The organism is Modestobacter sp. VKM Ac-2978 (assembly GCF_026968025.1).
Lineage (GTDB): Bacteria > Actinomycetota > Actinomycetes > Mycobacteriales > Geodermatophilaceae > Modestobacter.
Genome location: NZ_JAPVBP010000002.1, coordinates 509,884 through 529,927 on the forward strand (window position 1 = coordinate 509,884; position 20,044 = coordinate 529,927).

Genomic DNA, 20,044 nt, shown 5'->3' on the forward strand with positions numbered 1-20,044 from the left:
GAGTGGATCTTCGGTACCGGCGGCGTCCGCGGGCGTCCCACCAGCCGGACAGGAGTTCTCGGCAGGGCCGCGGTGCGCCGTACGCTCAAGGGGTGAGCCTCCCTGAACCCGCCGAGCTCCTGCCGGACCTGGACCGGTGGCGGGGGCTGCCCGCCGCCCAGCAGCCGGAGTGGCCCGACCGGGCCGCCGTCGACGCCGTGCTGTCGACCCTGTCCAGCGTGCCGCCCATCGTGGCGCCGGCCGAGGTCGACACCCTGCGCGAGCAGCTTGCCGACGTCGCCCAGGGCAAGGCGTTCCTGCTGCAGGGCGGCGACTGTGCCGAGACCTTCGACCTGAACACCGAGCCGCACCTGCAGGCGACCACCCGCACGCTGCTGCAGATGGCCGTCGTCCTCACCTACGGGGCGAGCGTGCCGGTGGTCAAGGTCGGCCGGGTGGCCGGCCAGTACGCCAAGCCGCGCTCGTCCAACACCGACGCCCTCGGGCTGCCGTCCTACCGCGGCGACATGGTCAACTCGCTGAACCCGGTGCTGGAGGAGCGGATTCCCGACCCCGGCCGGCTGGTGCGCGCCTACGCGAACTCGGCGGCGGCGATGAACATGATCCGCGCCTACGCCCGGGGCGGGCTGGCCGACCTGCACGCCGTGCACGACTGGAACAAGGACTTCGTCGCCAGCTCGCCGGCCGGGGTGCGCTACGAGGTCGTCGCCCAGGAGATCGACCGGGCGCTGGCGTTCATGAAGGCCTGTGGCATCGACGACGCGGCGCTGCGCGGGGTGGAGCTGTACAGCAGCCACGAGGCGCTGATCCTGGACTACGAGCGCGCGCTGACCCGGATGTACGAGGGCCGCCCGTACGCGCTGAGCGCGCACTTCGTCTGGGTGGGGGAGCGCACCCGGCAGATGGACGGCGCGCACATCGAGTTCGTCTCCAAGCTGGCCAACCCGATCGGCGTGAAGATCGGTCCGGGCACCACCCCGGAGCAGGCGACCGAACTGGTCGAGCGGCTGGACCCCGACGGCGTCCCCGGCCGGCTCACGCTGATCAGCCGGATGGGCAACGGCAAGATCCGCGACGTCCTGCCCGGCATCGTGGAGAAGGTCACTGCCAGCGGCCACCAGGTGGTGTGGCAGTGCGACCCGATGCACGGCAACACCCACGAGTCGCCCAGCGGCTACAAGACCCGGCACTTCGACCGGGTGGTCGACGAGGTGCTCGGCTTCTTCGACGTGCACCGCGGGCTGGGCACCTGGCCCGGCGGCATCCACGTCGAGCTCACCGGTGAGGACGTCACCGAGTGCCTGGGCGGGGCCATGGAGATCAGCGACGCCGACCTGAACAGCCGGTACGAGACGGCGTGCGACCCCCGGCTGAACACCGGCCAGTCGCTGGAACTCGCCTTCCTCGTCACCGAGATGCTGCGCGGCTGATGTACGGCATCGACACCGACGGCCCGGCCACCCGCGGCGACGCCGTCGACCTGCGTTCGGACACGCTCACCCGGCCCACCCCGGCGATGCGCCGGGCCATGGCCGAGGCCGAGGTCGGCGACGACGTCTACCGCGAGGACCCCACGGTCAACGCGCTGGAGGAGCGGGTCGCCGCGCTGTTCGGCCACGAGGCCGCGCTCTTCGTGCCGTCCGGGACGATGGGCAACCAGATCGGGCTGCGGCTGGTCTGCGAGCCCGGCCAGGAGGTGCTCGGGGACGCCGACGCGCACGTGCTCACCTATGAGATGGGTGCGGCCGCGGCCCTCTTCGGGCTCTCCTCCCGCACGGTGGTCTCCGCGGGGGGCCGACTGTCGGCCGACCAGCTGATCGCCCAGGTACGGCCGCACGGCGACTGGCACCTCACCGCGACCGCGGCGATCGCCGTGGAGAACACGCACAACCGCGGTGGCGGGCTGGTGCAGCCCCTCGCCGAGCTGGAGCGGCTGTTCGAGTGGTCACGCACCGCCGGGGTGAACGTGCACCTGGACGGCGCCCGCGTGTTCAACGCGTCCGTGGCCTCCGGCGTCCCGCTGGCCACCTACGGGCGGCTGGCCGACACCGCGTCGGTGTGCCTGTCCAAGGGGCTCGGTGCGCCGATCGGTTCGGTGCTCGTCGCGAACGCGGAGCGGATCGCGGCAGCCCGGCTGTGGCGCAAGCGGCTCGGTGGCGGCATGCGCCAGGTCGGGGTGCTCGCCGCCGCCGCCCAGTACGCGCTGGACCACCACCTCGACCGGCTGGCCACCGACCACGAGCACGCGCGGCTGCTCGCCGAGCGCCTCGGCGTCGACCCCGCGACGGTGGAGACGAACATGGTGGTCGTCGACGACGTGCCGGCCCCGGCCGTCGCCGAGGCGGCCAAGGCCCAGGGGGTGCTGGTCGGCCAGGTCAGCGCCCGGCGGGTCCGGCTGGTCACCCACCTGGACGTCGACCGGGACGGCGTGGAGCGGGCGGCCAAGGTGCTCACCCAGGTGATCGGCGACCTCACGGGCCACTGAGGCGGCCACCTCCGGGCGAGACCTGATCGTCACCTGGGGACCTCTCGCGCGCGGGTGATCACCACTGCGAGAGTGGTGCCCTCGTCCGCGCCCGCGGTCGAGACCGCGTCGCCGTCGACTCGAAGAGGTCTCCCGTGCCAGAAGTCGAACCAGCCCTGGGCACCACACCGCTGTTGCTGATCGCAGTGGGCGCCGTCGCCGTGCTGCTCGTCCTGATCATGAAGTTCAAGGTCCACGCCTTCGTGGCGCTGGTGCTGGTCAGCCTGCTGACCGCGCTGGCGACCGGGATCGCCATCGGGGACGTCATCGACACCATGCTGGCCGGGTTCGGCTCGACCCTGGCCGCCGTCGCGCTGCTGGTCGGGCTGGGCGCGATGATCGGCAAGCTGCTGGAGGTCACCGGCGGCGCCACCGTGCTGGCGGACTCGCTGATCAACCGGTTCGGGGAGAAGCGGGCGCCGCTGGCCCTGGGCGTGGCGTCGTTGCTGTTCGGCTTCCCGATCTTCTTCGACGCCGGCTTCGTGGTCTTCCTGCCGATCATCTTCAGCGTCGCCCGCCGATTCGGTGGCTCCGTGCTGCTCTACGCGCTGCCCTCGGCGGGTGCCTTCGCGGTCATGCACGCCTTCGTGCCGCCGCACCCGGGGCCGGTCGGCGCCGGCGACATCCTGGGCGCCGACATCGGGCTCCTCGTCGTCGTCGGCCTGGTCATCGGCCTGCCCACCTGGTTCATCGCCTGCTACCTGTTCAGCCAGTTCACCGGCCGGCGGATCGAGGTCGCGATCCCGGCCACCCTGGCCGGTCGCAAGTCCGAGGCCGACGACCCCCGGGTCGACACCGACGTCGACGACCCGGACGGCCCGGGCGGCGGCGGCACGGGGGCCGGCGCCACCGCGGCGACCGGGACGGCGACCGAGACGGCGACGGGGACGGCCACCCGGACCGGCCCGCCCAAGTTCAGCACCGTGCTGGCCCTGCTGCTCCTGCCGCTGGTGCTCATCCTGCTCAACACCGGCTTCAACACGCTGGTCACGGCCGGAGCGGTCGACGGGGACGCCGGCTGGCTGGACTGGGTGACCCTGCTCGGCCAGACGCCGGTGGCGCTGCTGATCACCTTGCTGGTGGCGGCCGTGGTGCTCAGCCGCGAGCGGTTCTCCCGCTCGGAGACCGAGGACCTGCTGAACTCCTCGATCGGTCCGGTCGCGGCGATCATCCTGATCACGGGCGCCGGCGGCATGTTCGGTGGGGTGCTGCGGTCCAGCGGCATCGGCACCGCGCTGGCCGACAGCCTGGAGTCGATCGGCCTGCCGGTGATCGTCGCGGCCTTCGTGATCGCGACCTGCCTGCGGGTGGCCCAGGGCTCGGCGACGGTCGCGCTGTTGACCACCGCCGCGCTGATCGCCCCGGCGGCGGCAGAGAACGACCTGTCCCGGATGGACACCGCGCTGGTGGTCATCGCGATCGCCTGTGGTGCCACCGTGCTCTCGCACGTCAACGACTCCGGGTTCTGGCTGGTCGGCCGGTTCCTGGAGATGGACGTGAAGACGACCCTGCGCACCTGGACGGTGATGGAGACCCTGATCGGGGTGGTCGGTTTCGCCATCGCCTGGGCGCTGAGCCTGGTCTTCTAGCGGCCGGTCGCGACCGGGGCCGGGCCGTCCGCGCGAGCGGACGACCCGGCCCCGGGTGCGGCGTGCGGACTCACCAGGTGCTGAACAGCAGGTCGTTGTCCGCGGTGCTGGTCGTGGGGACCGCGTCCTTGGTGGTCGCGGCGGTGATCGCGCCGGCCACCGTGGCGGGTGAGGCGGCCGGGTCGCCCTGCAGGTAGAGCGCTGCGACGCCGGCCACGTGCGGGGTGGCCATCGACGTCCCGCTGATCGTCCTGGTGGCCGTGTTCGACGTGTGCCAGGCGCTGGTGATGCCCACGCCGGGTGCGAACAGGTCGACACAGGCGCCGTAGTTGCTGAACGACGCCGGTGCGTCGGCCCGGTCGGTGGCGCCGACGGTGAGGGCGGCGTCCACCCGGGACGGCGAGCCGGCGCACGCGTCCTGCGGGACGCCGGCGGCGTCACCGTTCCCGGCCGCGACGGCGTAGCTGACCCCGTCGGCGATCGAGCGCTGCACGGCCCGGTCCAGCGCGCTGCTGGCGCCGCCGCCTAGGCTCATGTTGGCCACCGCGGGGGCGCCGGCCGGGTGGTGGGCGGTGACCCAGTCGATGCCGGCGATGACCCCGGCGTTGGTGCCACTCCCGGCGCAGTCCAGCACGCGGACGGCGACCAGCCGCACCCCCTTGGCGACCCCGTACCGCGAGCCGCCGACGGTGCCCGCCACGTGCGTGCCGTGCCCGTTGCAGTCGTCGGCCCGTCCGCCGTCCACCGCGTCGTACCCGGAGACCGCGCGGCCGCCGAGGTCACCGTGTCCGAGCCGGATGCCGGTGTCGATGACGTAGGCGGTGACGCCCGCGCCGGTGGCGGTCCAGCTGTAGGAGCCGCTGAGCGGCAGCGCCCGCTGGTCGGTGCGGTCCAGGCCCCAGGGGGCACTGGACTGGGTGGCCTGCAGCTGGACCGGGGCGTCCCGCTCGACGGCCGCGACACCGGGCAACGTGGCGAGCCGGTCGGCCACCTCGGGGCGCAGCGTGACGGCGAACCCGTTCAGCGCCGCGGTGTAGACGTGGTCGACGTGGCCACCCAGCCGGGCGCTGGCCAGGGCGGCGACGGAGGACGGCACCGAGCCGGGGGTGAGGCTCACGATGTAGGTGGCCGGAGCGCTCGGCGCAGCGGCGGCGGTCCCGGTGGTGAGGCCGAGGCCGCTGACGGTGAGGGCGGCCACGGCGGCGGTGGCCAGGGTCCTGCGGATCTGCACGGTGGTTCTCCTCGGTCCAGGGACATCGCAGTCAGCTGCGAGTCCGACACGGAGAGTGAAACCACTGGGTGTCGATTCGGGAAGCTCCCGGGCCGTGGGATCGATTGCGGTCGGCGTTTCCCGCCGCCCGGGCGCGTCGCGGTCAGCTGGAGACGAGGCCGCCGTCGCGCAGTGCGCACAGCAGTGCGATGTCCTTGGCGTGGCCGTCGTCCTCGCTCGGGGTCTCCACGACCACCGGCACCCCGGCCATCGCCGGGTGGGTGAGCAGCTCGGCGAAGGGTGCTGCGCCGATCGAGCCGGCCCCGATGGTGGTGTGCCGGTCGCGGGTGGAGCCGCAGCCGTCCAGCGAGTCGTTGGCGTGGACGAGCCCCAGCCGGCCCGGGCCCACGGTGGCCTCCAGCGCGTCCAGGGTGGCCGCCATGCCGCCCGGGGTGGCCAGGTCGTGCCCGGCGGCCCAGGCGTGGCAGGTGTCGAAGCAGACGCCGACGGCGGGGTGGTGGTCCAGGGCGGCCAGGTAGGGACCCAGGTCCTCGACGGTGGCCGCCAGCGACCTGCCGCCGCCGGCGGTGGGCTCGATCAGCAGCCGGGGTGCGCCCGCGGGCAGCTCGTCGAGCACCGGCAGCAGCCGCTCGTGCAGCTGGGCCAGCGCAGCGTCGTACCGGTCGGCGCTCACCGCCGAACCGGCGTGCACCACCACACCGGCGCACCCGAGCTGGGCACCCCGGGCGAGGTTGTGCCGGATGGTGGCGACCGACTGCTCGACGGTGGCCTCGTTCGGCGACCCGACGTTCACCAGGAACGGCGTGTGGATGAACGACGGGACCCCACGCTCGCTGCACCCGGCGGTGAACGCGGCGTCCTGCGCCGGGTCACCGGCACTGGGTCGCCACCCGCGTGGGTTGCCGACGAACACCTGGACGGCGCGGGCGCCCACGGCGTCGGTGTAGGCCAGCCCGCCCTTGGCGAGGCCGCCCTTGATCTGGATGTGCGCCCCGATCGCGGGCAGCACGGCGGACGAGGAGGTCACGGAGCGCAGGTCACCCCGACGTCGCTCACCCGAACGTGACCAGGATGGTGACCGACGAGCCCAGGTCGACGACCTCGCCGGCCCCGGGGGTCTGCCGCAGCACCTGGTTGCCGAAGAACTGGGTGACCTCGGCCTCCAGGCCGGCCTCCTCGAGGGTGGCGATGGCCTCCTCGCGGTTCTTGCCGGTCACGTCGGGGACCGCCACCTGCGGCAGCCCCTCGGACACGGTGATCGTCACCCGGCTGCCGTAGGGCTGCTCGCCCGCACCGGGGCCGGGGCTGACCGCCATGACCGCGCCGGTGGCGACGTCGGCGCTGCGGCCGGTGGCCCGCTCGACGGTGAAGCCCAGCTGCTCCAGGTTGCTCTCGGCGGCATCCGGGCTCTGGCCGACGACGTTGGGCACCGCGACCGGCGCCCGGCCGGAGGAGACCACGAGGGTGACGGTGTCACCGCGCTTGAGCTCCGTCCCCGGCACGGGGTCGAAGCGGATCACGTCGCCCTCGCCCACCTCGTCGCTGTAGTCCTCCACGGTGCTGAAGGCCAGGTCGGGGAACTGGGTCTGCAGCTGGGTCAGGACGGCGTCGGCGGGCTGGCCGGCCAGCGCCGGGTCGACCGCGAACCGCTCCGGGCCCTTGGAGACGACCAGCTCCACGTCCGAGCCACGGATCGCCTCACCCGCGGCCGGCTCGGCGGTGATCACCGCGCCGAGCGGCACCGTCTCGCTGAACTGCTCCTCGGTGAGGACCGGGTCCAGGCCGGCCTCCTGGAGCAGCCCGACCGCGGTGTCCTGGTCCTTGCTGAGCAGGTCGGGGACCTCGGTCCAGCGCCCGACGCCCAGCCACCAGCCGATCGCACCGATGGTCACCGCGAGCAGCAGCACCACCGCGATGCCCAGCTGGGCGCGGCGACGGCGGATGTGCGGCGGGACCCCGGGGCGGACGACGGGCGGGCGCGGGCCGATGCCCGGGCGGGCGCCGCCCACACCGGTGGTCGGCCCGGCCCCCATGCCCGGCAGCACCGTGGTGCCCCGGCCGCGGTCCACCGGGCCGCCGAGGACCTCGGTGTGCGGCTCACCGCTGCGCCTGCCCGGCGCGCTGGGCTGCCGGGGGCGTGGTGCGGTCGGGCGGTTGGTCGGGCGCAGCGTGGCGGGGTTGTCGGCCGGCAGGCCGGTGGGCACCGGGACGCGGGCCAGGCCCAGGTCGGCGCGCAGGTCGGCCAGCTCGGCCAGGAAGGCGCCGGCGTCCAGCGGCCGGGCGGCCGGGTCGCGCCGGGTGGTGCGGGTGACCAGCTCGTCGACCTGCCAGGGCACCGTCGGCACCTCGACCGACGGAACGGGCACGTCGTGGTGCACGTGCTGGTAGGCGACCGCCAGCGGGGTGTCACCGGCGTACGGCGGGTGACCGGTGAGCAGCTCGTAGAGCATCACGCCGGCGGCGTAGACGTCGCTGCGGGCATCGCTGCGGCCGCGCTCGAGCTGCTCGGGGGAGAGGTAGGCGACCGTGCCGATGAGCACGCCGCCGGTGTGGCTGGTCTGCCCGGTGCCGGCCACCGCGCGGGCCAGCCCGAAGTCGGCGACCTTCACCTGGCCGTCGGTGGAGATGAGCACGTTCTCCGGCTTGATGTCGCGGTGGACGATCCCGGCCCGGTGCGCGGCGGTCAGCCCGGCCAGCACCGGCTCCAGGACGGCGAACGCCTCGGCGACGGTGAGCCGGCCGCGGGCCTGCAGCAGGTCGCGCAGCGTGCGGCCGCGCACCAGTTCCATGACCAGGTAGACCAGGCCCTGGTCGCTGCCCTGGTCGCTGACCGACACCACGTTGACGTGGCTGAGCATCGCGGTGGCCCGGGCCTCCCGGGTGAACCGGTCGACGAAGGCGGGGTCGTGCGCCAGGTGCTCGGCCATCACCTTGACCGCCACGGTGCGGTGCAGGCGGAGGTCGGTGGCGGCGTAGACGGTGGACATGCCGCCACGCGCCAGACGCTCCTCGAGGCGGTAACGCCCCTCGAGGAGGAGGCCGACCACGGGGTCGGTCACGACGGTCTCCACGCCGGCGAGTCTAGGAGCGGATCCGGGCGCACGGCCCGAACGACGCGTGCTGCCAGGTCACGGTCTGGACTACAGGGACCTGGAGTGACCAGGTGGACGCGTGGGGTCGCCGGACCTGGTCGGTCGGGGGCGTCAGTGGCCAGCGGGGTGGGTGGGGCCGGACGGCGCGCCGGCCCGCTGTTCAGCGGCCGGGCCACGGCCGGACGACGGTGTCGCGCGGCACCGCCCGGACGTCGTCGACTCCACACAGGGCCATGGTGTGCGCCAGCTCCTCGCTCAGCCCGTCGATCACCCGGGCCACGCCGTCGGCACCGCCGGTGGCCAGCCCCCACACCGTGGGCCGGCCCAGGAAGACCGCCCGCGCGCCCAGTGCGAGGGCGGTGAGCACGTCGGAGCCGTTGCGGATGCCCCCGTCGACGTAGACCTCGACCTCGTCCCCGACCGCATCGACCACCTCCGGCAGCGCCTCGGCGCTGGCGATCGCCGGGTCGGCCTGCCGCCCGCCGTGGGTGGAGACCCACACCGCGGCCGCACCGGCGGCCACGCAGCGGGCCGCGTCGTCCCCGCGCAGCACGCCCTTGACCACCACCGGCAGCCCGGAGACGTCGGCGAACCGGCCGATGTCGGCGAAGGTCCAGGTGGGCGTCTCGGCGGCGGCCAGCGGCGGCTGCGGCCCGGTCACCGGCGGGTGGTTGGCGAGCCGGAGCCCCGCGGGCAGCGCGAAGTCGTGCCGCAGGTCGCGGTGCCGGCGACCGAGCACCGGCAGGTCGACGGTGAGCACGAGCGCGCCGTACCCGGCCCGACCGGCGCGGCGGGCCAGCTCGTCGGTGTGACCGGGGGAGTGCAGCCGGTAGAGCTGGAACCAGCGGGGCCCGGCCGGCCGGGCTGCGGCGACCTCCTCCAGCGAGGTGGTCGCGCTGGTCGACACGGTCATCAGTGCGCCGGTCGCGGCCGCGCCGCGGGCCGTGGCCAGCTCGCCGTCCGGGTGCGCCATCGCCTGGTACGCCCACGGCGCGACCCCGATCGGGGTGGCCACCTCCGCGCCCAGCAGCGTGGTGCCCAGCTGTGCGGTCGCGATCCCGCGCAGCACCCGGGGGCGCAGTCGCCACGACCGCCAGGCGGCCGGCGCCTCGGCCAGGGTGGTCTCGGTGCCGGCGCCACCGGCGTAGTAGTCGGCGACGTCGGCCGGCAGCAGCTCCCGGGCCTGCGCGGCGAGCGCGTCGAGGTCCAGGTACGGCGGCTCGCGGCCGGGGTCGTCCGGGGTGGCCGCTGCCTCCGTGCCCCGCTGGGGCTGACTCAGCCGGGGACCGTTCGCCGGGGCTCCACTGTGCGCCATAGGCTCGCAGCCTATGGACACGTTCACCCCCGCGGAGGTCGCCGAGCAGCTCGGCGTCTCGACCAACAAGGTCCGTCAGCTGATCGCCGAGCGGAAGCTCATGGCCGTGCCCGGCAGCGGCAACAGCAAGATCCCGGTGGACTTCGTCCAGGACGGGGTGATCCTCAAGCACCTGCCCGGTCTGCTCACCGTGCTCTACGACGGTCGGTTCACCGACGAGGAGGCCTTCGAGTGGCTGTTCCGCGAGGACGACTCGCTGCCGGGCACGCCGGTGCAGGCACTGCGCGACGACCGGCACACCGAGGTCACCCGCCGGGCGCAGGCGCTGGCGCTGTAGCCGGCTGATCGGGCGCCTGCCCTACGGCGTGCTGGTGGTCGCCGTCCGGGGGCTGCCGACCCTGGCCAGCTGGGCGGCGGTCAACCGGCGGGCGAACACGGCCAGCCGCCGCGGCCGGGACACCCGGACCCGGCGGTCCAGCACCCGGTGGTCGGCGCGCTCGATCTCGGTGAGGATGCCGCCGTAGAGGGCGGTGGCCGCGCGCACGCAGTCCCGGGACTCCCGCGCCAGCATCGGGGTGCCGGGTGCCGCGTCGTCGTAGCGGCGGCGGGTGACCGCGACCATCTCCCGCATCAGCGCGGTGAAGCCGGGGGAGTGCCGCTTGGCGGCCAGTTGCTCGCGGGTCACCCCGTGGGCGGCCATCAGGTCCGCCGGCAGGTAGACCCGGCCGCGGTCGACGTCCTCGGCGACGTCCCGCAGGAAGTTGGTCAGCTGGAAGGCCTCGCCCAGGGCGATGGCGTGCGGCGCGGCCTCCTCCCGGGTGACGCCCGGCGCGGTGCCGAGCACCGGGAGCACCTGCAACCCGATGACCGAGGCCGAGCCCCACATGTAGCGGTCCAGGGCCGCGAGGTCGGCGTAGCCGGTGACGTCCAGGTCGCTGGTCATGGCGGCGAGGAAGTCGACCAGGTGCTCCATCGGGATGCCGTACCGGCGGTAGGTGTGCACCAGGGCGAGCCGGACCGGGTCGTCGGACCAGCCGGTCCGGACCTCCTCCAGCGCTGCCGTCGACCAGGCCAGCAGCTCGCCCTCCGGGTCCCGACCGGGCTGGTCGGCGCCGACGTCGACGATGTCGTCGGCGACCCGGGCGGCGGCGTAGAGCGCGTGGATCGCGGCCCGGCGGTCCGGGGTGAGCAGCCGGGTCGCCAGGAAGTAGGACTTGCCGTGCTCGGCGGCGATCCCGCGGCACACCGCGTAGGCCGCGTCCAGCGTCGCCTGCTGCTCCGCGCGGCCGGGCGGTGGGACGGCGGTCACGCCGGCACCGGACCGGTGATCCGCTCGGCGGCGAGCCGGCCGCTGATCACCACCATGGGGACGCCGACGCCCGGCTGGACCGACGAACCGGCCAGGACGACGTTCTCCGGACCACCGCGGGGCAGGGTCGAGGGGCGGAAGGGCCCGGTCTGCCCGAAGGTGTGCGCCAGCGCGAACGGGGTGCCCGCGGCCATGCCCTGGGCAGCCCAGTCGACCGGGGTGAGCAGCTCCTCGACCTCGATCGCGTCGCCGACCCCGGTCCAGCCCCGCGCCTCCAGGGTGGCCAGCAGTTCCTCGCGGTAACGGGGGGCCAGCGCCGGCCAGTCCAGGTCGGGGTTGCCGCCGCTGCGCGGGTCGAGGTTCGGGGTGGGCGCGACCACGCTGATCACCTGGCCCCCCTCGGGGGCGAGCGAGCGGTCGGTCACCGACGGCATGCTGATCAGGAGGCTGGGGTCGCTCATCGGCCGGCCGTCGCGGGTGAGCTCGGCGAACACCTGCTCCCAGGCCGCGCCGAAGCTGATCGTGTGGTGCGCCTGGCCGGGCAGCTCGGCCCGCACGCCCAGGTGCAGCGCGACGCAGGACGGCGAGTAGACCGGGCGCCGCGGCCCACGCAGGCCGGGCACCAGCCGGTGCGGGGCGTCGGCGGTGACCACGACGGCGTCGGCGGGCAGCAGGTCGCCGTCCTCGAGCGCCACCCCGGTGACCCGGCCGCCGGCCAGCTCCAGCTCGGCCACCTCCGTGCCGTAGCGGAACTGCACCCCGGCGTCGGCGGCGGCGGCGGCCATCGCCCGGGGGACGGCGCCGATCCCGCCCTGCGGGTGCCAGACGCCGGCCCCGATGTCGAGCTGGGCGATGACCGCGTAGGCGGCGATCGCCCGGAACGGGGAGACCCCGGCGTAGAGCGCCTGGAAGCTGAACAGCCGGCGCAGCCGGTCGTCGGTGAAGGCGGCCCCGACGTGCTTCGACAGCCGGCGGAACCCGCCGCGGCGGGCCAGGGCGAGCAGCTCGGGGCCCACCAGGTCCAGCGGGGAGTCCAGGTTGCGGTCGATGAAGGTGCGCAGCTGCAGCTCGTAGAGCTCGGCGAGGTCGTCGAGGTAGCGGAGCAGCGCGGCGGCCTCGCCGGCACCGCACAGCCGCTCCACCTCGGCGGCGAAGGCGGTGCGGTCGGCGTGCACGTCCAGGTGCGACCCGTCGGCGAACTGGGCGCGGTAGGTGGTGTCCAGGGGGGTGAGGGTCAGCCGGTCGGCCATCGTCTCGCCGACCGCGGCGAAGGCGTCGGCGATCAGGTCGGGGGCGGTGAACACCGAGGGCCCGGTGTCCAGCGCGTACCCGGCCCGCTCGACCCGGCCGGCCCGCCCGCCCGGGCCGGGGCAGCGGTCGACGACGGTGACCTCCCGCCCGGCACCGCGCAGCCGCAGCGCCGCGGACAACCCGGCCAGGCCCGCCCCGATCACCACGACCCGGTCGGTCCGCCCCGGCACGGTGCGCAACGGACGGTTCAGCAGGGCCCTCGTCATCGCTTCTTCCCCACCGGAATGGCCATCGTGGTGGCTCGTGCGGCGGTCACGCGGTGCGGGTGGTGGCGGCGACGGCGAGCGCGTCGAGCGCGGCGCGGGCCTCGTCGCTGATCGGCGCCGCGGCGATGGCCGCCCGGGCCACCGCGGTGCGGTCGGCGATCCGGTCCTCCACCCGGGCGCGGGCGCCGGTGTCCTCGAGCAGGGTGCGCAGCGCGGCGAACTGCTCCGGGCCGGCGTCCGGGTGGCCGAGGGCATCGGTCAGCAGCCGGCGGCCGGCCTCGTCGGCCCGCTCCTCGGCCAGCGCGATGAGCAGCGTCTGCTTGCCCTCGCGGAGGTCGTCGTCCACGGACTTGCCGGTGACGGCCGGATCACCGAAGACGCCCAGCACGTCGTCGCGGAGCTGGAACGCCTCGCCGAGCGGCAGGCCGATCGCGGTGTAGGCGTCGCCGACGTCGGGGCCAGCGCCGGCGATCGCGGCACCGAGCTGCAGTGGCCGCTGCACGGTGTAGCCGGCGCTCTTGTACCGGGCCACGGTCAGTGCGCCACCGGGACCGGGCAGCCCACCGTCGGCGCGCAGCAGGTCCAGGTACTGCCCGGCGGTCACCTCGGTGCGCATGGTGTCCCAGACCCCGCGGGCGCGGGCCAGGGAGGGCGCGGAGATGCCCGACCGGCGGAGCAGCTCGTCGGACCAGACCAGCGCCAGGTCGCCGACGAGGATCGCGGCGCCGACGCCGAAACCGGCGGCGTCGCCGTGCAGGCCCGCGTCGCCGTGCCGGGTCGCGAAGCCGATGTGGGTCGCCGGGCGGTTGCGGCGGGTCAGCGCGCCGTCCATCACGTCGTCGTGGACGAGCGCGCTGGCGTGCACGAACTCCAGGGCGGCGACGGCGCGCAGCACGTCGGCGTCGGCCTCGGCGACACCGGCCGCGCCGGCCGCGGCCCCGCGCCAGCCCCAGTAGGCGAACAGCGGCCGCAGCCGCTTCCCGCCCTCGGCGAGGGCACAGACCTCGTCGACGACCGGGACCAGGGAGTCGTCCATCGCGGCCAGCGTCTGCCGCTGCTCGGCCAGGAACCCGGCCAGCGCGGCGGCGACGGCCGCCCGGACCCGCTCGACGTCCGCGGCTCCCGGCGGAGCCGGGACCCGGGCGGGTGGCTGGCGGTGCTGCGTCCCGGCGGTCACCGGGCAAGTATCGCCCGCGGTGATCGGACGCTGCCCGTTCACCCTGGCTGGTGCGGCCGTGGTCTCCATGGGGCCTCCTTCTCCACCGGCCGCGCCGGTCCGCCGTCTCGCGGGCCGTCCGCCGGCCGTCCGTTTTCCTTCGTCCGCGACCCCGCGGGTGGATGCACCGCGGCCGGAGGGCTTGTGGCGGTCGCTGCACGGCCCGGGAGCCGCCCGCCCGTAGGCTCGCCAGTCATGACCGGCACCGTGCGCGAGCTGCTCCAGACCGAGCGGCCCACCTGGTCCTTCGAGTTCTTCCCCCCGCGCGACGCCGCGGCCGAGACGCAGCTGTGGACGGCGCTGCGCCAGCTGGAGCAGCTGCGGCCCTCGTTCGTCTCGGTCACCTATGGCGCCGGCGGGTCGACCCGCGAGGGCACCGTGTCGGTGACCGAGCGCATCGCCACCGACACCACGATGCTGCCGATGGCCCACCTGACCGCGGTCGACCACAGCGTCACCGAGCTCCGGCACATGGTGAGCCGGCTCGCGGCAGCGGGGGTGCGGAACCTCCTTGCGCTGCGCGGGGACCCGCCGGGCGCCGACCCGCAGGCGGAGTGGGTGTCCCACCCGCAGGGCCTGCGCTACGCCGCGGAGCTGGTCGAGCTGATCAAGGGCATCGGTGACTTCTCCGTCGGCGTGGCCGCCTTCCCCGAGCGGCACCCGCGCTCGGCGGACTTCGACTCCGACACCGACATGTTCGTCGCCAAGTGCCGGGTCGGTGCCGACTTCGCGATCACCCAGATGTTCTTCCGGGTCGAGGACTACCTGCGGCTGCGGGACCGGGTCACGGCCCGCGGCTGCGACGTGCCGGTCATCGCCGGGGTGATGCCGGTGACCAACGCCCGGCAGATCAGCCGGATCGTGCAGCTGTCCGGGCAGGCGTTCCCGGTCGAGCTGGCCGAGCGGTTCGCCGCCCTGGACGGCGACCGCCCCGAGGACAAGCGCGCGGTGCGGGCGCTCGGCGTCGAGGTGGCCACCCAGATGTGCCGGCAGCTGCTGGACGAGGGCGTCCCCGGCATCCACTTCATCACCATGAACCGGTCCACGGCGACGCGTGAGGTCTACACCAACCTGGCCGGCGCGGACCTGGTCAGCTGAGCAGCTCCTCGGCCTCCAGCGCGGCCCGCCGCAGTCCCTCCCGCTCGGCGGCGTAGCCACCGGCGACCCCGACGACCGGGAACTGGGCCAGCGCCCGGTGCCGCAGCTTCCCCTTCGGTCGGGCGTCCAGGGCGTCGTCGATCCGGCTGAGCAGCCGGGCGGCCCGCCACAGGCTGCGGGCCGCGCCCCGCGCCCCGGACCGGTCCTCGCCCAGCGCCTCGTCGACGTAGAGCCCACGGGTCCGGTCCAGCAGCGGCTGGACCCGGTCGGCGGGCAGGTCCCGGTCCAGCAGCACCCGGGCCAGCAGCGACACCCGGGCGGCCGGCTCTGCTACGCCGTGCTCGCCGGCCACCCCGAGGACGACGAGGGCCTGGACGGCGGAGCCGACGGTGTTCTGCAGCGGCAGCAGGTCGGCCAGCTTGCCGGCGAAGCGCGGCGCGGCCGAGACGCCGGCGGCCACCCGGCTGACCTGTTCAGCCCACCAGGCGGCCCGCTCGGCCGGCGGCAGCTGCGGAGGCCGCCCCAGTCGCCGGGCCAGGGGGCTGAGCCCACGGTCGACGCGGCGGAGCACGTCGACGACGACGGCGTCGCTGATCGGGGCGGCCATGCCAGCGACCCTAGGGGGCCGCCGATCGCCGAGCCGGTCGGGCGGTGTCCAGGCGTGCCCCCGACCCGGGGTGGGGAGGCCGCCGCCCGTACCTCCCCGGATCGTCGCGGGCCCCGATCAGAAGGTGAAGCGGCTGACGCCGGCGCGCAGGCCGGCGGCCATCCGGGCCAGCTCGTCGACCGCGGCCCGGGTCTGGCCGAGTGCCTCGGTCGTCGACTGGGCGGCCGCCGAGACGCCGCTGATGTTGCCGGCGATCTCCGTGGTCCCGCCGGCGGCCTCCTGGACCGACCGGGACATCTCGCTCGTCGTCGCGGTCTGCTCCTCCACCGCACTGGCGATGGTCAGCTGGAAGTCGTTGATCGAGGTGATCACCGCGCTGATCCGGCCGATCGCTGCCACTGCTCCCGCGGTGTCGCCCTGGATCGCCTCCACGCGCCGGGCGATGTCCTCCGTGGCGCGGGCGGTCTCCTGGGCGAGCTCCTTCACCTCGGTGGCCACGACGGCGAAGCCCCGGCCGGCCTCGCCGGCCCGGGCGGCCTCGATCGTGGCGTTGAGGGCCAGCAGGTTGGTCTGCTCGGCGATCGAGGTGATGGTCTTGACCACCGCGCCGATCTCCCGGCTCGAGGTGCCCAGCGCCTCGATCGTCCCGGTGGTCGCCCGGGCCTCGGCCACGGCGCTCGCGGCGACCCGCGCGGCCTCGGCGGCGTTGGAGCTGATCTCCCGGATGGAGGCGCCCATCTGCTCGGCGCCGGCCGCGACGGTCTCGACGTTGCGGGACACCTCGCCGGCCGAGGTGGAGACGACCCCGGACTGGGCGGCCGTCTCCTCGGCGGCGGCGGAGATCTGGGCTGCCGAGGCGCTGAGCTCCTCCGAGGAGGCGGCGACCGCGTCGGCCGACCCCACCACCGACCCCATCACGGTCCGCAGCTCGGCCAGGGCGCCGTCCAGGGCGGCGGCGGTCTGGCCCACCTCGTCGCGGGAGGAGACGTCGGCCGTGCGGGTCAGGTCACCAGCTGCCAGGGCCTGGGCGGTGGCCTGCACCCGGCGCAGGCCGCGGGTGATCGCCCGGGCGACGAGGACACCGGCGGTGAGCGCGGCCAGCGAGCCGAGGACGACGACGACCGCCAGGACCGTCCGGGTGTGCTCGTACTCGTCGGCCGCGGAGGCGGCGGTCGCGGCGGCGTTCGTGGCGCGCTGTTCGGCGAGCTGGCCGAGCTCGCCGATGACCTCCGTGGCGATCGGGGTGACCGTCGACTCGCGAGCCGCGGACCAGCCGGGGAGGTCGCCCCGGTCGGCCAGCGCGTCGAGGCCGACCATCGCCTGCTGGTAGTCACTGATCCCGGCCCGCACGCGCTGGACCAGGGCGCTGCCCTCGGCCGACGGGTGGGTGTCGAGGTACCGGTCGGCTGCGCCGTCGAGCGCGTCGTACGCATCCTGCCGGGCCTGCAGGTACCGGGCGCGGTCGGCCGCGGTGGTGGCCACCGCGTAGTTGGTCCCGGCGAGCCGGACGGCGAAGAACGCCGAGCGCATCTCCTCGACCTGCGCGGTGCCCACCAGCTCCTGCTCGTACATGGACGTGGTCGCGTCCGCGGTGTCGCCGAGGCTGCGCAGGCCCAGGAGGCCGACGAGCACGGCGACGAGCACCGCGGTCCCGACCGCCGCGACGATCTTGGTGGTGATGCCCCAGCGGGGGCGGGACGGGGTGGAGGTGGCGGGCACGTGGAGCCTCCGTGGCTGCGGGTCGAGGGCGGCGCCGTCCTGGCGCCTCGCTCTGGGTAATGACCCCGGCACGAAACGTGATGCCCAATCCGGTTGCGCCTCACCCGATGTGGGTGCGCCGCGCAACCATCATCCGGTGCGGAGCCGGTCGCAGTCGGCCGGGTCCAGCTCCACCGGCGGGCCGGCGGCCAGCTGGGCGAGCACGATCGCCTGCACCAGCGCGTCGGAGGGCAGCTGGCCGTGCGACACCTCGGCGTCGGCGCAGACCGACTGCACGGGCAGGTTCAGCGCCCCGTCCAGCTCGGCCGACTCCGGCGGCGTGACGGTCCCGTCGAGGGTCGTCCACACCGACACCCAGGTCGGCCCGGCAGGCGTCTCGTCCCCGGCGTTCAGCTCGGCGAGCAGCGGGCTGCCGGTGGTCATCTGCTGGCAGGCGTCCGGACACTCCGCCGCCAGGAAGCGCGCGGCCAGGTCGGCGACGGTGGTGCCGTGGTGCGGGGAACCCAGGGTGAGCACCCGCCGGGCCTGGTCGGCGCCGCCGTCCGCCGCCCACAGCCGGGCGACCACCCCGCCGGCGGAGTAGCCGACGACGTCCACGCTCTCGGCGCCGGTGCGCGCGAGCGCCTCGTCGACCGCGGTGCCCAGGACCGCTGCGGAGGCGGCCAGGTCGCCGGTGCCGTCGTCCGGCACCGGGACGACGGTGGCGTCCCGCCCGCTGGCGGCGAGCCGGTCGGCGAGGGGCTGCAGGGAGCTGACCGAGCCGCCGTAGCCGGGCACCAGCAGGACCGGGCCCGGGGTCAGCTCGTCGACGGCGGCCGGCCGGGCTGCGTCGTCCGGGCCGGTCAGCCGGAGGACGGCGACGGCCGCGACGGTCACGACCGCGACCAGGGCCAGCAGCACGAGGGCGAGGCGGCGGCGGGCGGGGGAGAGGCCGGCGAGCACCAGCCCACTGTCCCTGCTCAGGCCGACGGCGCCACCGGCTGCGGCGCATCGTGGTGGACTGCACATCGTGCTGAGCCGCGACGAGTACCTGGAGGCCTGGTCGCGGTGGCACGGGGGCACCGCCCCGGCCGACAGCCGGCTGGTGCGCGGCTGGCTGTCGCTGGCCTACGCCCTGGCAGTGCCGCTGGTCCGGCTCTCCCCGCTGGTGGCCACCGCGCTGGGCCTGCTGGTCGCCGCTGCCGCGATCGCCCCGGCCGCCGCCGGCGGGGCCTGGCTGATCGTGGCCGGGGTGCTCATCGGGCTCTCCGGGCTGCTGGACTCCCTGGACGGCGCCCTGGCCATCGCCGGCGGGCGCGCCTCCCGGCGCGGGTTCGTGCTGGACTCCGCCGTCGACCGGCTGACCGAGGTCGGCTACGCGGTCGCCTTCTGGGTCGCCGGCGCCCCGGGCTGGCTGGCCGCGGCCTTCGGTGCGTTGTGCTGGCTGCCGGACTACCTGCGGGCCCGCGCCGGGCAGGCCGGCGTGCACGAGACCGGGGCCGTGTCGGTGTGGGAGCGGCCCACCCGGGTGGTCATGGCGGCGCTCGGGCTGGTCGGTGCCGGGGTCGTCTCGCTGCTCGACGTGGAGCTGGGCGGTGTCGACGCCGTCGTCCTGGCCGTGACCTGCGCGGCGGCGGTGGGCTGCCTGCTGGGGGCGGTCGGGACGGCGCAGCTCGGCGTCCAGCTGCGCCGGGCGCTCGGCGACTGACGGCGGCTCACCCCCACGGGGGCCACCGCGGGCGGGGACGTGTCGCGGCTCCTACGCTTGTCCCCGCCCCGGTGACCGTTCCCGGTCGGGGTCCGCTGGCCGATGACGGCCGCATCCTCCGGAGAGAGTCGCCCTCATGCCCGTCGTCGTGACCGGTTCGATCGCCACCGACCACCTGATGACCTTCCCCGGCAAGTTCACCGACCAGTTCGTCGAGGGGAAGATGGAGAACGTCTCCCTCTCCTTCCTGGTCGACGACCTGGTGCAGCACCGCGGTGGCGCCGGCGCGAACATGGCCTACGGGCTCGGGCTGCTGGGACAGGGGCCGGTGCTGGTCGGCGCGGTGGGCAACGACTTCGCCGACTACGACGCCTGGCTGAGCCGGCACGGCGTGGACACCGGCAGCGTGCGCTGGTCGGAGCTGAAGCACACGGCCCGCTTCGTCTGCACCACCGACGCGGCGAACAACCAGATCGCGTCCTTCTACTCCGGCGCGATGTCCGAGGCCTCGCTGATCGAGCTGGCCCCGGTGGCGAAGCGCGTCGGTGACCTGGACCTGGTCATCATCGGGCCGAACGACCCGACGGCGATGGTGCAGCACACGCAGGAGTGCCGGCAGCGGGGCTACCCGTTCCTCGCCGACCCCTCGCAGCAGCTGGCCTGGGCCGACGGGGAGATGATCCGCGGGCTCGTCGACGGCGCCGACCTGTTGTTCACCAACGAGTACGAGCACGCCCTGCTGCTGCAGAAGACCGGCTGGGACGACGCCGAGGTGCTCGCCCGGGTGGGCACCTGGGTCACCACCCAGGCCGCCAAGGGGGTGCGGGTCGAGCGGGCCGGCGAGCCGACGATCGAGGTGATCGCCGTCCCGGAGACCAAGCCGGTGGAGCCGACCGGCGGTGGGGACGCGCTGCGCGCCGGCTTCGTGGCGGCCCGCCAGTGGGGGCTCGGCATCGAGCGCGCCACGCAGGTCGGGTCCGCGGTCGCCACCGCCGCGGTCGAGGTGATCGGCACGCAGGAGTACACGCTGCCGCGCGCGCCGTTCCTGGAGCGGTTCGCCGAGGCCTTCGGCGCCGACGCCGCCGACGAGGTCGCCCCGCACCTGCCGCGCTGACGAAGGGCCCCGCTGCCCCCCGCACT

At 75.1% G+C, this 20,044-nt stretch carries 17 protein-coding genes; 7 read left to right on the top strand and 10 right to left on the bottom strand.

Annotated features, from left to right (window positions below; all coding sequences use genetic code 11):
* Positions 1 to 92: 92 nt before the first annotated feature.
* From O2W53_RS06285 to O2W53_RS06295, 3 genes are all read left to right on the top strand, one after another.
* Entirely contained in the window at positions 93 to 1,430 is a 1,338-nt protein-coding gene (locus O2W53_RS06285) for a class II 3-deoxy-7-phosphoheptulonate synthase (protein ID WP_269162150.1), read from the top strand.
* Positions 1,430 to 2,485 carry a threonine aldolase family protein gene (locus O2W53_RS06290; protein ID WP_269162151.1) on the top strand — a complete coding sequence of 352 codons (1,056 nt, stop codon included), beginning with the start codon at positions 1,430 to 1,432 and terminating at the stop codon, positions 2,483 to 2,485. The genes O2W53_RS06285 and O2W53_RS06290 overlap by 1 nt, the downstream gene beginning before the upstream one ends.
* A 134-nt stretch (positions 2,486 to 2,619) precedes the next feature.
* On the top strand, positions 2,620 to 4,113 hold the full coding sequence (locus O2W53_RS06295; RefSeq protein ID WP_269162152.1) for a GntP family permease: 1,494 nt from the start codon (positions 2,620 to 2,622) through the stop codon (positions 4,111 to 4,113).
* Between the two features lie 70 nt (positions 4,114 to 4,183).
* On the opposite strand, the gene O2W53_RS06300 is transcribed toward O2W53_RS06295, so the two are convergent.
* The 4 genes from O2W53_RS06300 to O2W53_RS06315 form a co-directional block, all read right to left on the bottom strand.
* Complete coding sequence (locus tag O2W53_RS06300; protein WP_269162153.1) at positions 4,184 to 5,344, bottom strand: S8 family peptidase; 1,161 nt, start codon at positions 5,342 to 5,344, stop codon at positions 4,184 to 4,186.
* 142 nt (positions 5,345 to 5,486) lie between these two features.
* A complete protein-coding gene (locus O2W53_RS06305) occupies positions 5,487 to 6,371 on the bottom strand; it encodes a deoxyribonuclease IV (protein WP_269162154.1) in 885 nt (294 codons plus the stop codon).
* 25 nt (positions 6,372 to 6,396) lie between these two features.
* The gene (locus tag O2W53_RS06310; RefSeq protein WP_269162155.1) at positions 6,397 to 8,415 is read right to left on the bottom strand and encodes a Stk1 family PASTA domain-containing Ser/Thr kinase; all 2,019 of its coding nucleotides are present in this window, start codon (positions 8,413 to 8,415) and stop codon (positions 6,397 to 6,399) included.
* Positions 8,416 to 8,596: 181 nt separating this feature from the next.
* Complete coding sequence (locus O2W53_RS06315) at positions 8,597 to 9,751, bottom strand: alpha-hydroxy acid oxidase (protein WP_269162156.1); 1,155 nt, start codon at positions 9,749 to 9,751, stop codon at positions 8,597 to 8,599.
* A gap of 13 nt (positions 9,752 to 9,764) precedes the next feature.
* Between O2W53_RS06315 and O2W53_RS06320 the strand changes: the two genes are divergently transcribed.
* Positions 9,765 to 10,088 (top strand): Rv2175c family DNA-binding protein, encoded by a 324-nt coding sequence (locus tag O2W53_RS06320; RefSeq protein WP_036336920.1) that lies wholly within the window; start codon positions 9,765 to 9,767, stop codon positions 10,086 to 10,088.
* A gap of 21 nt (positions 10,089 to 10,109) precedes the next feature.
* Here the strand turns inward: O2W53_RS06320 and O2W53_RS06325 are convergent, their stop codons facing one another.
* From O2W53_RS06325 to O2W53_RS06335, 3 genes are read right to left on the bottom strand one after another with little or no spacing between them, the layout of a single operon-like run.
* Positions 10,110 to 11,060, bottom strand: a complete 951-nt coding sequence (locus O2W53_RS06325) for a phytoene/squalene synthase family protein (protein ID WP_269162157.1) — start codon at positions 11,058 to 11,060, stop codon at positions 10,110 to 10,112.
* Positions 11,057 to 12,577, bottom strand: coding sequence for a phytoene desaturase family protein (gene crtI / locus O2W53_RS06330; RefSeq protein WP_269162158.1), 1,521 nt, complete (start codon positions 12,575 to 12,577; stop codon positions 11,057 to 11,059). The genes O2W53_RS06325 and crtI overlap by 4 nt, the downstream gene beginning before the upstream one ends.
* Positions 12,578 to 12,623: 46 nt before the next feature.
* Positions 12,624 to 13,754, bottom strand: coding sequence for a polyprenyl synthetase family protein (locus tag O2W53_RS06335; RefSeq protein ID WP_269162159.1), 1,131 nt, complete (start codon positions 13,752 to 13,754; stop codon positions 12,624 to 12,626).
* Positions 13,755 to 13,988: 234 nt separating this feature from the next.
* Here O2W53_RS06335 and metF point away from each other — a divergent pair, with 234 nt between their 5' ends.
* Positions 13,989 to 14,891 (top strand): methylenetetrahydrofolate reductase [NAD(P)H], encoded by a 903-nt coding sequence (gene metF, locus O2W53_RS06340; RefSeq protein ID WP_269162160.1) that lies wholly within the window; start codon positions 13,989 to 13,991, stop codon positions 14,889 to 14,891.
* Here metF and O2W53_RS06345 read toward each other — a convergent pair.
* From O2W53_RS06345 to O2W53_RS06355, 3 genes are all read right to left on the bottom strand, one after another.
* Entirely contained in the window at positions 14,884 to 15,498 is a 615-nt protein-coding gene (locus O2W53_RS06345) for a hypothetical protein (protein WP_269162161.1), read from the bottom strand. The two genes, metF and O2W53_RS06345, sit on opposite strands and share 8 nt — an antisense overlap.
* A 117-nt stretch (positions 15,499 to 15,615) precedes the next feature.
* On the bottom strand, positions 15,616 to 17,217 hold the full coding sequence (locus O2W53_RS06350) for a methyl-accepting chemotaxis protein (protein WP_269162162.1): 1,602 nt from the start codon (positions 17,215 to 17,217) through the stop codon (positions 15,616 to 15,618).
* Between the two features lie 129 nt (positions 17,218 to 17,346).
* Positions 17,347 to 18,159 carry a lipase family alpha/beta hydrolase gene (locus O2W53_RS06355; RefSeq protein ID WP_269162163.1) on the bottom strand — a complete coding sequence of 271 codons (813 nt, stop codon included), beginning with the start codon at positions 18,157 to 18,159 and terminating at the stop codon, positions 17,347 to 17,349.
* Between the two features lie 67 nt (positions 18,160 to 18,226).
* On the opposite strand from O2W53_RS06355, the gene O2W53_RS06360 reads away from it, so the two are divergent.
* Both O2W53_RS06360 and O2W53_RS06365 read left to right on the top strand, forming a co-directional pair.
* Entirely contained in the window at positions 18,227 to 18,904 is a 678-nt protein-coding gene (locus O2W53_RS06360) for a CDP-alcohol phosphatidyltransferase family protein (RefSeq protein WP_269162164.1), read from the top strand.
* A gap of 136 nt (positions 18,905 to 19,040) precedes the next feature.
* Positions 19,041 to 20,018: a carbohydrate kinase family protein gene (locus O2W53_RS06365; RefSeq protein ID WP_269162165.1), complete on the top strand. Its 978-nt coding sequence runs from the start codon at positions 19,041 to 19,043 to the stop codon at positions 20,016 to 20,018.
* Positions 20,019 to 20,044 lie beyond the last annotated feature (26 nt).